Raw genomic sequence first — 13136 nt, 5'->3', positions numbered from 1 at the left:
GGTTCGGGAGCGGACGGGGCATGCGCTGCGATTTGCGAGGCAAGGTAGCGCTGGTTACCGGGGCGGCAGGAGCGATCGGGAGTTCGATAGCCAGGCGCCTGTCCGACAATGGTGCTGCCGTCATCGTTGCCGATATCAACGGCGAGGGTGCAAGCCAGGTCGCGGCCGGCCTGGGCAATGCCATGGCCTGCGCCACCGACATTCGTGATACCGCTTCGGTCGACAGCACCATCGCCGCGATCATGCAGTGCTACGGCCGCCTCGACATCCTCGTCAACAATGCCGGCGTCAACACGCTGGCGCACCGCGTCACCATCGACGAATTCCCGCCCGAGGAATGGGATCGCATCACCGGCATCGATCTCGACGGCCTCTACATTATGAGCCGTGCCGCGCTGGCCCCGATGCTTGCCGCCGGCAAGGGCGGCCGTATCGTCAACATTGCCTCCGTCGTTGGCCTCGCCGCCATGCGCCTGCAGAGCCCGTTCGTCGCCGCCAAGGCCGGCATCATCCATCTGACACGCTCGATGGCGATCGAACTCGGGGCCAGGGGCATCCTGACCAATGCCATCGCACCGGGCTCGGTGATGACGGCGCTGACGGCCAAGCTGTTTTATGGTGAGGACGGCAAGTTCGCCGGCCGCACCCAGGAATTCCTCGCCCATGTGCCGCTCGGCCGGCCGGCTGAGCCGCAGGAGATCGCCGAGACCGTGCTGTTCCTGGCCTCGCCGGCTGCCAGCTACGTCAACGGCCAAATTCTGGCTGTCGATGGCGGCTGGACAGCGGGATACATGATGTGAGGGAGGCCATGGAAATCGACCTCAATGGCGCCGCTGTGGCGCTGGATGGCGACAGCAACCCGGTCGCCGAAGCAGCGATCACTGCGTTGCTGGCCAATGGCGGCATTCTTGTCGAGGGCTCCGACGCGCGACAAGCCGACATTCTGCTGATGTCCTGCCCGTTGCGACCGGGAAATGTGGCCGGAGATCCGAGATCGCTCTATGCCGATGCGCGCAAGGCCGCGGTGACCATGACCGAGCGCGGCAGCGGACGCATCGTCTTCCTGCTGTCGGCGACCGCCGGCATGCCGATGCGCCGCCATCCCCGCTTTTCCATGGAGAACGCTTCGATTCTTGCAGGCATGCGCACGCTGGCCATGGAGTTCGGCCCCAAGGTGCTGGTCAATGCCGTAGGCGTCGGTGCGGTCGAGGATGAAACCATGGTTTCCGGCGACAAGGCGATGCTCAGCCACACACCGGTCGCCCGAGCCGGCAGCATCGAGGAAGCGGTTGCGGCCGTGCTGTTCTTCTGCGATTCACTCAACACCTACACGACGGGCCAGATGCTGGGCGTCGACGGTGGATGGATGGCAGGCTATGGACGCAATTTCTGAACTGGTCACGCTGAACGCCGGAGCGCTGGAAGTCGGGCTGGTGCCGCACATAGGCGGCAGCGTCAGTTCGCTGCGCTGGCGCGGCATTGATCTCATGCGCCGGCTATCGGACGACGATCGCAAAGCCGGCAATGTGCTTGGCGTCGCCATGTTCCCGATGACGCCCTTCGCCAACCGCATCGCCGGCAACGCCTTCGATTTCGGGGCAAAACGCTGGCGGGTTCAGCCCAACAATCCGCCCGAGAAATTCAACGTCCATGGCAGCGGCTGGCAACATGCCTGGACCGTCACCGAGGCAGGAACCGGTAACGCGACCCTTGCGCTGGATATCGCGGCTGGAGACGAACCCTATTCCTACCGCGCGACGCAGACCTTCGTGGTTTCCGAGGAGAGCCTTAGCGTGACCATGACACTGACCAACACCGGGCCGGTCGCCATGCCGTTCGGCTTTGGCCTGCATCCCTGGTTCGACCGCGATCCGGACGTGACGCTGCAGTTCAAGGCTGGGCGCTTCTACCTCGAAGAGCCCGATGGCCTTTCAGGCGATCCGATAACACTGCCACCCGAACTCGACTTTGCCGGCGCACCACCCTTGCCGGGCGGCTGGCGCAACAATGATTATGGCGGCTGGGGCGGCGAGGCGACCATCCGCTTTCCAGTGCGCGGCGCAGGCCTGCGCATCAAGGCCGATCCAGTCTTCAAGCACCTGATGCTCTATGGCGATCCCACCAAACCATACTTCTGTGTCGAGCCGCAGACCAATGCCTCGGGCGCGTTCAACCGAGGCGGATGGGACGATCCGCAAGAGGGGGTGATCGTGCTCGCCTCGGGTGAAAGCGCCGCCGGTACAGTTTCCTTCATCCCATTCGCGTTTTAAAGCAGCCGCGCTAGCAGCCCACCATCCACTTGCATGGCGCTGCCGGTGACGAAGGACGCGGCGTCCGAGACCAGGAAGCCGATGGCCGTGGCGATCTCGGAGGGGTTGGCGATGCGGGCGATCCGGTTGGGTTCAAAGGACAGGCCTAGCGCTTCCGCACCGCCGGCCGCTTCCAGCCCATCCAGTGTCATGCGGGTGGCGACGGAGCCGACTAGCACGGCGTTGACGCGGATGCGGTCGACGGCATAGTCGAGCGCCATCTGCCGCGACAGGCCGACAACCGCGGCCTTCGTAGCAGCGTAGGCGGGCACGCCCGGGACTGTGGCGTCGGCATGGACGGAGGCGATGTTGACGATAGAGCCGCCCCCGGCCGCTCGCAGCAACGGCAAGGTCGCCCGACAGACGCGGAAAATGGCCGTCAGATTGACGGCGATGGTTTTCTCCCAGTCCTCGTCGGAAATCTCTTCAAGCCGCTTACCGGTTGGATAGATGCCGGCACAGTTGACGACCGCGTCAAGCCCGCCAAGCCTCCTTGTCGCCTCCGCCACTGCTGCCTGCACCTCGACCTCACGCGTGAGGTCGCTCTCGCGGAAGATCAACTGGTTCTCGGCATACCGTCCACGAAGGGTCTTTCCCTCTTCGCCATCCAGCCCGGCGCCGAAGACCCTGGCGCCCTCGGCGGCTAGGTACTCCGCTGTCGCGCGACCGATGCCTGTTGCGGCCCCGGTGACAAAAATACGTTTGCCGGCAAACGTCATGAGGAAGCCTGTGCGGCCATGGCGTGACGTCGCGCCTGCGCTGATGTCACCGAGCGCAGCACGCGATCCTCGCCGCCTTCGCCACGGTTGAATTCATCGACGATGCGGCCATCGGCGACGACGAGGCAACGGTCGCAAAGGCCGATCAGTTCCTCAAGCTCGGAAGCAACGATGAGCAAGGCCACGCCTTTCTCGGCGAGTTCGACGACGAGCCGGTAGATTTCGTGCCGGGTTGCCGCATCGACGCCCTTGGTCGGTTCGTCGAGCAGCAGCACTTTCGGCGCCCGCATCAGCACGCGGGCGAACAGCAGCTTCTGTTGGTTGCCTCCCGACAGATGGGTGACCGCGGCTTGCGGCGACGATGCCTTGATGTTGAGCGCGCGCATGGCGCCGTGGACGGAGCTGCGCTCCAGCCCGCTGCGCACCATGCCGTGCCGCGACAAGGGCGCCAGATTGCCGATGGTGATGTTGGCGCCGACCGGCAGGTTGAACAGCAGGCCGTCGCGCTTGCGGTCCTCGGTCAACAACGCAATGCCGGCCGCGCGGGCGTCGGCCGGCGATTTGACCGCTACGCGTTCCCCATTGACGCGAATTTCGCCCTCGGCCGACACCCGGCCATAGATGCCATGCAGGATCTCACTGCGACCGGAGCCAAGCAACCCTGCCAGCCCGACAATCTCGCCAGCAGCCACGGAGAGACTGATGTCCCTTGCGCCATGAACAGCGCCGCTGTGGCCGGCGACCGTGAGATGGCGAACCTCCAGCGCGGTCGGCGCACCAACGGGCGCGGCGTGTTCTGGAAACAGCCGCTGCAGCCTTTGGCCGGACATGGAGAAGATGAAGGTCTCGGCATCAAAATCCTCGCGCGCGATGCGCACCGCCACCTGCCCGTCACGCAGCACGGTGGCACGGTCGCAGATGGCGAGCACTTCGGGCAAGCGGTGGGTGATGTAGATCATGGCCACGCCTTGCGCCTTCAGGCGGCGCAGCACGCTGAACAGGGCATCGACCTCGGTTCCGGAAAGCGAGGCAGTTGGCTCGTCCAGCATCAGGACGCGCGGTCTGGTGACGATGGCACGCGCGATCATCACCAGATGGCGCTGCGCCGAGGTCAGCGACGCGACATAGGTCCTGGGATTGATGTCGATGCCGAGGTCGGCAAAGATCTCGCCGGCGCGCTGCTCGAGTTTTCGTTGGTATACCAGCATGCCGGCGCCCAGCCCGGTGCGGCCGGCGAAGACATTCTCGGCGACCGAAAGCTGTTCGAGCACCTCGATTTCCTGCGGCACGTAGCCGACACCGCTCGACCGCGCATCGGCCGGGGAGGCGAAACTGACGTCCTGGCCGTCGAGTTGGATCGTGCCGCTGTAGGAGCCGGCCGGATGCACGCCGTTGAGGATCTTGACCAGCGTCGACTTGCCGGCGCCGTTCTGGCCCAGCAAAGCGTGGATCTCGCCCGGGATCACATCGAAATCCACGCCGCGCAATGCCTGCACACCGCCAAAACTCTTGACGATTCCGGTTGCTGAGAACAGCGGCTCTTGGGTGGTTTCGGACACGATGATTCCCCGGAAGGGCGCCGGGCCCGCGAGGCGCGGACCCGGCGGCAGACGTTACTGACCGGCGCCGTCGAGCATCTTGTAATAGGGGGCGAGATCGGCGGCGGTTATCACCTTGGCCGGCAACGGATTGCTGTAGGGCACGGTCTTGCCCTGGGCGAGATCGCCCAGCAATTCGGCAACCTTGGCGCTCTCCTCGTAGAGAGGCTGTGCGACAATGCCGTAGGCGGCGCCCGATTTCACCAAGTCGAGGTTCTGCCTGATGTAATCCATGCCGATGATGACGACGTCGCGTCCGGCCTTGCGGGCGGCGCCCGACCAGGTCTGAATGCTGTTGCCGGTGGTGCCGAAGGCGGCGGTCACATCAGGATTGCCTTGCAGGATCGCCACTGCTTTGGCTTCCGCCGCCGAAGGCTCGAAACCTTCCATCTGTGTGTCGAGCACCTTGATGCCGGGATACTTCGCCGCAATGGTCTTGCGGAAGGCGTCCGACATGGCGTTTTCGGTGTCGTTGGAGGCGCCTTGTGTCAGCGCCACGGTGCCCTTGCCGCCGAGCTTGTCGCCGATGGCGATTGCCGCATTGGCGCCGACCTCGGCGATGTTTTCGCCGGTCGCCGCCTTCAAACCCTTGACGGTGCCTTCGGGCGGCAGGACATGCCAGGTGACGATCGGGAAGCCTTCTTTGGCGAGCTTGGTGATGTAGGAAAAGATTGCCGGATCGACCCCATAGACACCGATGGCGTCATATTTGGTGCGGGCAAGCGCGGCTTCGGCCAGCGGCAGCGTCGCGGGTATGTCCCAGTTGGTCGCACTCGGGTCGCCGACGACTTCGCAGGTGTAGCCGAGCTCCTTGCATTTGTTGAGGAAGCCAGCCTGCATCAGCCGGTGCACGGGATGATCTTTCATGGCCTGCACCCAGAGCAGGTGAATGTCGGCTGCCTTGGCAAGACCAACCGAGCCCAGCGATGTTGCAACCACCGCCGCCGCCAACGCGGCGCGGATCAGCCGCTTTTTCAAATGGATTTTCATGCCTTACCTCCCTTGGTTCGCCGGCTTTTGCCGGCGCAATATCACTGTTCTCTCGCTAGTCAGGCCCCGGCGATGAAGTAGCGGCGGCGCACGATGTCGAGGCCGACGGCCATCACCATGATCACGCCGACCGCGATCTGCTGCCAGTTGGAGTTGACGCCGATGACGACGAGGCCGCTCTGCACGATTTTCAGCAAAAGGATGCCGACGACACCGCCGGCCACCGTGCCGGCGCCTCCGAACAGGCTGACGCCGCCGACCACGACACCGGCGATGACGGTCAGTTCCCAGCCGCTGCCGATCGAGGTGCCGCCGCTGCCGAGGTCGGCCATGACGAACATGCCGGCGATTGCCGACAGCGCACCGACGGTGATGAAGGCGCCGATCTTGTAGGCATTGGTGTTGATGCCGACGAGATGCGCCACTTCCTTGTTGCCGCCGGTGGCATACATGTTGCGCCCGAGCACGGTGCGCCGCAGCACGAAGTCGGCAACCACGGCCGCGACGATGAAGAAGGCAAAGCTCCAGCCGAGACCGAAGACGAGATCGGTGCCGCCAATATCATTGATCGCATCCGGCAGTGGGTAGACCGGATAACCGCCGGTCACCACCTGGATCAGGCCCTGGCCGATGAACAGCATGCCGAGCGTCTGGATGAAGGCGGGAATGCCGAGCCTGACGACGATCAGTCCGTTGAGGAGGCCGATCAGGGCGCCGACGCCGATGCCGCCGAGAATGGCGATCGAGACCGGCAAGGCGGCTGCGGTCATCAGCTTGCCGGCGACCACGGCGGACAGCCCGGCCACCGAGCCGACGGACAGGTCGAATTCCCCCGCAACCAGCAGAATGGTCTGGCCGATGGCGATGATGCCGACAAACGACACGACGTTGAGAATGGCGCGGATATTGCGCTCCGACAGGAAGGCCGGCTCAAGCAGCCAGAAGAAGGCGACCAGCAAGGCCATCGCCGCCAGCACGCCGACTTCGCCAACGGCGATGAAGCCGATCAATCGCCGCCGGAACGATTGCGCGTCCCGCGGCGGCGAGCTCACCTCGGCCGCGCTGTTCATCCTGACCTCCCTGGCGGCACCTGTTGCCGGCTCTTGCAGCCGGCGCCAAGCACCCGCGCCGATCCTGGCGCGCTCCTCGCAGCCATTAAGATTATAATATTATAACTTGTCAACGGAGAAATTTCTGACCCCGCGATGGACGGGCCGGTTGCTGGAAACTGTCCGCCACAACCGCTATGAAGTGCGACGTGATCGGCAGGATATTGCTTTGCTGGATCGCGCTCTCTTGGAGCAGGGTGATGATCGACAAGCCGCCGGCGGGCGAGAAAAGCCGCAACGCCTCGGCGTCCGCGAGATCGCCAAGCGCGTCGGCGTCGCGCCGATGACAGTGTCGCGCGCGCTGTCCAATCCCGACATGGTCTCGCCGGAGACGCGCGCCAAGGTGCTCGAGGCCATCGAGCAGGCTGGGTTCGTGCCGAACCGGCTGGCGTCGAGCATGCGCGGCAATGGCCGCATGATCGGCACGGTGGTGCCGCCGCTGATCAATTCGGGCATCGCCGAACAAGTGCAGGGCATGTCGGACGAGTGCCATGAGAGCGGCTATTCGATGCTGCTGGTGCAGGGTGAGTTCACGCAGGAAGCCGAGGAGAAATCGATCCGCAACCTGCTCGGCTGGCGACCGGTCGGCATGATCCTGCAAAGTTTCGTGCAAAGCGAGACGGCGCGAGCGCTTCTGAAGAGCAGCGGCGCGCCGGTGGTCGAAATTTCCGAAATCAAGGGTCGCAAGCCGATCGACATGGTGGTCGGCGTCTCCAACTTCGAGACCGCCTACGCCATGACCATGCATCTGGCCGCCAAGGGCTACAAGCGCATCGGCTTCGTCTCGACGCCGATCCATGGCAATGACCGCTTGCAACAGCGCCGCACCGGCTATCATGCCGCGCTGACCGAACTCGGCATCAAGAACCATGCCGACATGGAGGTCGAGGTGCCGATCACCGCGCAGGGCGGCGCCGAGGCGCTGGTGACGCTGACCTCGAGGCACAGGGATATCGACGCCATCTTCTTTTCCAGCGATACGCTGGCGGTCGGCGCCGTGCAGGAATGCCACCGTCGACGCTGGGCAGTGCCGGGCAAAATCGCGATTGCCGGCTATGGCGACATCGACCTCGCCGCGCAGCTCTATCCGCCGCTGACCACGGTAAAGGTCAATCGCTACGAGATGGGCCGCCGTGCGGTGCGGCAATTGCTGGCGAGGCTCGGCGGCAACACCAAGGTGCCGACCATCACCAGTCTTGGCTTCGAAATCGTTGACCGCGAAAGCGCGTGATCAGGGCTTCTGCTCACGCCGCCCGAGCCGCTTTTCCCATCCCTCGGCATGGACGTTGAGATAGGCATTTGGATCGTAGGGGTGATCCTTGATCGCATCGATGTTGAGATCGATGCCGAGCCCTGGCGCGTCCGGCAGTGACAGATGGCCGTTGTCCGGATTGACGGTCGGGTGCCAGGTCACCAGCTCGCGCGTCCACGGATCGTTGAAGGCGTCGAAATGCTCCTGGATGAGGAAGTTCGGCACCGCGGCCGCCAGCTGCAGGCACACCGCCGTCGCCACCGGCCCGCCGCTCTGGTGCGGCGCGATGTGGCTGCCATGGGCGAGCGCCAGATTGGCTACCTGCATCGATGGTCCGATACCGCCGAGCGACATCGGCTCGGGCTGGAAGATGTTGACGCCGCCGCCAGCGGCCAACGTGTAGAACTGGCCGACCGTGTCGTACATCTCGCCGGTCGCCACCGGGATCGGCGAACGGTGCGCCACCTCGTGCACCGTTTCCTGCCGGTCGCGCGAGGTCGGCTCCTCCCACCAGTAGATGTCGAGGTCGGCGAATTTCTGCGCCGCCTGCAGCGCTGCGATCTCGGTGAAGCGGGCGTGCACGTCGATCAGGATCAGCGTTTCCCTGGGCAGGTCGTCACGCAACTTTCGGCAGATCGCGTAGGACAGGTCCAGTTCCTCGCGCGAGATAAAACCTTGCGCGGTGCCAAACGGGTCGAGCTTGAACGCCTTAAAGCCTTTGGCCAGCACAGCCTTCGCGGCCTCCAGAAAGGCTTCCGGCGTGCGCTCGGTTCGGTACCAGCCATTGGCGTAGCCGAGCACACTGTCGCGCACCTGGCCGCCGAGCAACTGATGGATCGGCACGCCGAGGCTTTTGCCCAGAATGTCCCAACAGGCGACCTCGATTGCCGCGATCACCGTGCGGTGGATATGGCCGCCATCGAGCGAAACACTGTCCAGCATGCGCTTGGCCAGCGCGTTGATGCGGCGCGGGTCCTGACCGATGGCGAGGTGCTTGAGTTCATGCACGCCGGCTTCGGTGGTCTTGATGAAGCCGTTCAGCGTGCCTTCGCCGATGCCGTGAATGCCGCTGTCCGTATGCACTTTGACGAACAGCCAGTTCTTCCAGCCGGCGCCGACGGCAAAGGTCTCGATCTCGGTGATCTTCATACGGAACCCTAACTCAGCGCAGCGATGGTCGCGATGACGGCCTCGGTCGTCAGGCCGTATTTCGCCTGCAAGGTCGGCACCGCGCCGCATTCGATATAGCGGTCGGGGAGGCCGATGCGCGTTACTGTCTTCGCAATGCCGGCATCGAACAAGGTCTCGACGACCAGGCTCGCCAAACCACCCAGCACGACATGGTTTTCCGCCGTGACGATACGGCCAACCGAGTTGGCGAATTCGGCCACCGCCTCGGCGTCGAACGGCTTGATGGTCGGCACATGCAGCACGCCAGCGGAGATGCCTTGTTTGCGCAAGGCATCCGCCGCATCCAGTGCTCGCTCGGTCATGAAGCCGGTCGAGATGATGCCGACATCGCTGCCTTCCCGAAGACGCCGCGCCTTGCCGATCTCGAAGCGATAGCCAGGTTCGAACACGACAGGCACGCTGCCGCGCAGCAGCCGCATGTACACCGGCCCCCGATGCTCCGCGATCGCTTCGGTTGCCGCCTCGATCTCGGTGGCGTCGCAGGGGTCGATGATGGTGAGGCCGGGGATCATGCGCATCAGCGCCAGGTCCTCGATCGCCTGGTGCGTGCCGCCATAGCCGGTCGTCAGGCCCGGCAGGCCGGCGACGATCTTGACGTCGAGGTTGGAGTGGGCAAGCGCGATGGCGACGAAATCATAGGCGCGCCGCGTCGCGAACACGCCATAGGTGGTGGCGAACGGCACCTTGCCGGTGCGCGCCAGCCCGGCGGCGACGGCGACAAGATTCTGCTCGGCCATGCCGACATTGAAGAAGCGGTCCGGGAAGGCATCGCGGAACGGCAGGATGTCGGTGTATTTACCGAGATCGGCGGTCAGCCCGACAATGTCGGGACGGCTCTGGCCGAGCCTCGCCAACGCCTTGCCAAACGGCGCCTCGACGCTCTGCCGGCCGCCATCGACCGCTTCATCCTGGCCCATGGCCAGCGTGCGGCCGGCCTCCATCGCCGCGCCGCTCATTGGGCTGCTCCCACGGTCTGCTCGAATTCGGCGATGATGCCGTCCCATTGCGCCACGTCGATACGGAAGAAGTGTGATTTCTCGGAGGTTTCGATGCGCGGCACGCCCTTGCCCGGCAGCGTGCGCAGCACGATCGCCTTCGGCTTGCCGTTGCGGTTCCTTGCATCCGCCAGCGCGCCGACCACGGCGGTCATATCGTTGCCGTCGATTTCCGCTGTCTGCCAGCCGAAGGCGCACCATTTGTCGGCAACAGGTTCCATGTCGAGCACGACGGGTCCGTCGGCCTGGATGCCATTGCAGTCTATCAGCGCCACCAGCCCGTCGAGCTTGAAATGGCTGGCCGACATCGCTGCTTCCCAGGTCGAGCCTTCCTGCATTTCGCCATCCGACAGCTCGACAAAAACGCGCGCGTCGGATTTGTCGACGCGCAGGCCCAGCGCCTGGCCGACGCCTTGGCCCAGCCCATGGCCGAGCGAGCCGCCGATCATCTCGACGCCGGGCGTGGTGTCGAGCGTCGACATTTCGAGCCGGCTGTCGTCGGCGCCATAGGTGACGAGTTCTTCGACCGGGATGATGCCGGCCTCAGCCAGCGCCGCCCACAGCGCGATCGAATAGTGCCCGGTCGACAGCAGGAAGCGGTCGCGGTCGGACCAGGCCAGATTGTGGGGGTCGTAGCGCAGTTCATGGAAGTAGAGCGCGGCCAGCGCATCGGCGATGCCGAGACCTTGGCCGATATAACCCTGGCCCTGGCCGCGGGCCATCGTCAGCATGTGGCGACGCAATTGTGTCGCCTTGCGTTCGAGCGCGCCGATGTCGGCGGTGCCCGGAGGGGAGTTTCGCAGCATTGGATCAGTCCTTGTCGAGCCCGCCCGACATGTTGAGTCGCTCGGCGGTCATGTATTTGGGCGAATCGAGGCACAACCAGACCACTGCCTCCGCCACCTCGGAAATCTCGGCGCGGCGGCCAACCGGGATCCGTCGCGTGCGCTCGTCGAGAAAGGCTTGCAGATCGTTGCGGCCGTTGGCGCGCGCGAGGTCGACCTCGGTCGAGCGCTGCATCTCGGTGTCCATCATGCCCGGCGCCAGGCTGTTGACCAGCACGCCATAGGGCGCCAACGCCACGGCAGCGGCGCGGGTGATGGAATCGACGCCGGCCTTGCTCGCCGTGTAGGCGGTGTAATCCGGCAGCGCCATGCGCGAGCCGGGCGAGGTGATGTTGATGATGCGTCCCGAACGCTGCTCGCGCATCACCCGGCCCGCCGCCTTGCAGGCCATGGCCAGGGCCGTGACATTAAGCGCCAGCGTCCGCGTCCAGGCCTTGAAGGTGGCGTCGAGGAACGGCTCGATCACGCCATAGCCGGCATTGTTGACGAGGATGTCGATGCCACCCCAGCGCGAGACCACTTTTTCCACTGCCGCTTCCGGCGCGTCCTCCAAGGTGAAATCGCCAATGATGGTCTCGGCTTCCGCGCCGGTTTCTCTTATCTGTTGAGCGGTTTCGGCAAGCCCGCCGCCATTGATGTCGGTGACCGCGACGCTGCAGCCACGCCGGGCCAATTGGATCGCCACCTCGCGACCTAGGCCGCCGGCAGCGCCGGTGACCAGTGCTCTCCTGGGCGTCGTGTTTTGATTTTCGGCAGGCAAGCGAGCACCCTCCCGGTGACCATCTTGACGCATTTGATACCGGTACCATAAATGGCTGTCAACGAGGATGTGTTATTGTCCGCTGGGCCATAGGGTCCGTCGCAGCCGGGAGGAAAGAGATGAAAGTCGTCGCGCTCGAAACGCTGCAACTGGCCGAGTTCCCGTTCCTGTTCTGGCTGCGCGTCCACACCGATGCCGGCCTCATCGGCACTGGCGAGACCTTCTGGGCGCCGGGGCCGGTCGCCGCCTACATCCATGACAATGTCGCGTCCTATCTCATGGGCAAGGATCCGCGCGACATCGAGCTGCACGACCGCACAATGGGCAGCGTCTATGTCGGCGCGCGCGATTCCGGTGCCGAGGTGCGCGGCAATTCCGCCGTAAACATCGCGCTGTGGGACATCTATGGCCAGGCGCTCGACGAGCCGGTCTGGCGGCTGCTTGGCGGCCGCACACACAAGACCGTGCCGATCTACAACACTTGCGCCGGCTACAAACATGTCCGCGCTACAAAGAAAAACGCCCTGTTCGAGCGCGGCGAGGACTGGTCGCTCAAGGCTGGTGATTCCAACGAAGGCCCGTATGAGGACCTGCTCGCCTGGCGCTACAATGCTGGCGACCTCGCCAAAAGCCTCAAATCCGAAGGCATCGGCGCGATGAAGATATGGCCCTTCGACATCGCCGCCGAGGCCTCGAACGGCACGCGCATTTCACTCGCCGATCTCGACAAGGCGCTGGAGCCCTTCCAGAAAATCCGCGACGCTGTTGGCCGCGACATGGAAATCATGGTCGAGTTGCATGGCCTGTGGACCTTGCCGCCGGTGCTGCGCATCGCCGAGGCATTGAAGCCCTACGACGTCGCCTGGCTGGAAGAGCCGATCCGCTACAACGAACTCGACGCCATGGCCGAGCTGGCCCGCCGCACCTCCATTCCGATCGCCGCCAGCGAGCGGCTGGCCTCGCGGCAGATGTTCAAACAGCTGATCGACAAGCGGGCGGCCAGCGTGATCATGATCGACCTCGCCTGGTGCGGCGGGCTCTCCGAGGCACGCAAGATCGCCAATATGGCCGAGGCCAGCGAGCTGCCTGTCACCTTGCACGACTGCACCGGGCCGATCGTCTATGCCGCCAGCTGCGCGCTGTCGGCGACCTTGCCGAACGTCAACTACCAGGAAGCAGTGCGCGCCTATTTCACCGGCTGGTACACCGAAATCGTCGCCGACATTCCACCGGTCAAGGACGGCCATGTCGCGCCGCTCGAAGGGCCGGGGCTCGGCCTCACCCTGCGGCCGGAGCTGTTCCAGCGGCCTGATGCCACCGTTCGGATTACGAAAATCTAGCGCGTGAATGCTCCATTCAGAGTCAGTA

General features: G+C 64.6%; 13 protein-coding genes. 5 read left to right on the top strand and 8 right to left on the bottom strand.

Annotated features, from left to right (window positions below; genetic code table 11):
• Positions 1–20 precede the first annotated feature (20 nt).
• Genes ACZYHG_RS05015 through ACZYHG_RS05005 form a run of 3 tightly spaced genes read left to right on the top strand, consistent with a single transcriptional unit; the run spans position 21 to position 2270 of the window.
• On the top strand, positions 21–800 hold the full coding sequence (locus ACZYHG_RS05015) for an SDR family NAD(P)-dependent oxidoreductase (RefSeq protein WP_464612813.1): 780 nt from the start codon (positions 21–23) through the stop codon (positions 798–800).
• Positions 801–808: 8 nt separating this feature from the next.
• On the top strand, positions 809–1393 hold the full coding sequence (locus tag ACZYHG_RS05010) for an SDR family oxidoreductase (protein WP_464612812.1): 585 nt from the start codon (positions 809–811) through the stop codon (positions 1391–1393).
• The gene (locus tag ACZYHG_RS05005; protein WP_464612811.1) at positions 1377–2270 is read left to right on the top strand and encodes an aldose 1-epimerase; all 894 of its coding nucleotides are present in this window, start codon (positions 1377–1379) and stop codon (positions 2268–2270) included. Before ACZYHG_RS05010 ends, ACZYHG_RS05005 begins: the two co-directional genes overlap by 17 nt.
• On the opposite strand, the gene ACZYHG_RS05000 is transcribed toward ACZYHG_RS05005, so the two are convergent.
• The 4 genes from ACZYHG_RS05000 to ACZYHG_RS04985 are packed head-to-tail and all read right to left on the bottom strand — an operon-like array spanning position 2267 to position 6686.
• Complete coding sequence (locus ACZYHG_RS05000) at positions 2267–3028, bottom strand: SDR family NAD(P)-dependent oxidoreductase (RefSeq protein WP_464612810.1); 762 nt, start codon at positions 3026–3028, stop codon at positions 2267–2269. The two genes, ACZYHG_RS05005 and ACZYHG_RS05000, sit on opposite strands and share 4 nt — an antisense overlap.
• Positions 3025–4587 (bottom strand): sugar ABC transporter ATP-binding protein, encoded by a 1563-nt coding sequence (locus tag ACZYHG_RS04995; protein WP_464612809.1) that lies wholly within the window; start codon positions 4585–4587, stop codon positions 3025–3027. Before ACZYHG_RS04995 ends, ACZYHG_RS05000 begins: the two co-directional genes overlap by 4 nt.
• A gap of 54 nt (positions 4588–4641) precedes the next feature.
• Positions 4642–5616: a sugar ABC transporter substrate-binding protein gene (locus ACZYHG_RS04990; RefSeq protein WP_464612808.1), complete on the bottom strand. Its 975-nt coding sequence runs from the start codon at positions 5614–5616 to the stop codon at positions 4642–4644.
• Between the two features lie 59 nt (positions 5617–5675).
• Positions 5676–6686 carry an ABC transporter permease gene (locus ACZYHG_RS04985; protein WP_464612807.1) on the bottom strand — a complete coding sequence of 337 codons (1011 nt, stop codon included), beginning with the start codon at positions 6684–6686 and terminating at the stop codon, positions 5676–5678.
• A gap of 208 nt (positions 6687–6894) precedes the next feature.
• Between ACZYHG_RS04985 and ACZYHG_RS04980 the strand changes: the two genes are divergently transcribed.
• On the top strand, positions 6895–7956 hold the full coding sequence (locus ACZYHG_RS04980; RefSeq protein ID WP_464612806.1) for a LacI family DNA-binding transcriptional regulator: 1062 nt from the start codon (positions 6895–6897) through the stop codon (positions 7954–7956).
• Here ACZYHG_RS04980 and ACZYHG_RS04975 read toward each other — a convergent pair whose 3' ends face one another.
• Genes ACZYHG_RS04975 through ACZYHG_RS04960 form a run of 4 tightly spaced genes read right to left on the bottom strand, consistent with a single transcriptional unit; the run spans position 7957 to position 11768 of the window.
• A complete protein-coding gene (locus tag ACZYHG_RS04975; RefSeq protein WP_464612805.1) occupies positions 7957–9126 on the bottom strand; it encodes a mandelate racemase/muconate lactonizing enzyme family protein in 1170 nt (389 codons plus the stop codon). It abuts the gene before it with no gap.
• An 8-nt stretch (positions 9127–9134) separates the two neighbouring features.
• Positions 9135–10124, bottom strand: coding sequence for a transketolase family protein (locus ACZYHG_RS04970; protein WP_464612804.1), 990 nt, complete (start codon positions 10122–10124; stop codon positions 9135–9137).
• Positions 10121–10969 carry a transketolase gene (locus ACZYHG_RS04965; protein WP_464612803.1) on the bottom strand — a complete coding sequence of 283 codons (849 nt, stop codon included), beginning with the start codon at positions 10967–10969 and terminating at the stop codon, positions 10121–10123. The genes ACZYHG_RS04970 and ACZYHG_RS04965 overlap by 4 nt, the downstream gene beginning before the upstream one ends.
• A 4-nt stretch (positions 10970–10973) precedes the next feature.
• The gene (locus ACZYHG_RS04960; RefSeq protein ID WP_464612802.1) at positions 10974–11768 is read right to left on the bottom strand and encodes an SDR family NAD(P)-dependent oxidoreductase; all 795 of its coding nucleotides are present in this window, start codon (positions 11766–11768) and stop codon (positions 10974–10976) included.
• A gap of 119 nt (positions 11769–11887) precedes the next feature.
• Here ACZYHG_RS04960 and ACZYHG_RS04955 point away from each other — a divergent pair, with 119 nt between their 5' ends.
• Positions 11888–13108, top strand: coding sequence for a mandelate racemase/muconate lactonizing enzyme family protein (locus ACZYHG_RS04955; protein ID WP_464612801.1), 1221 nt, complete (start codon positions 11888–11890; stop codon positions 13106–13108).
• Positions 13109–13136 lie beyond the last annotated feature (28 nt).

It is taken from the genome of Mesorhizobium subarcticum (assembly GCF_055456085.1).
The sequence above is the reverse complement of the archived record's forward strand: the minus strand, read 5'-3'. Positions and strand labels throughout refer to the sequence as shown.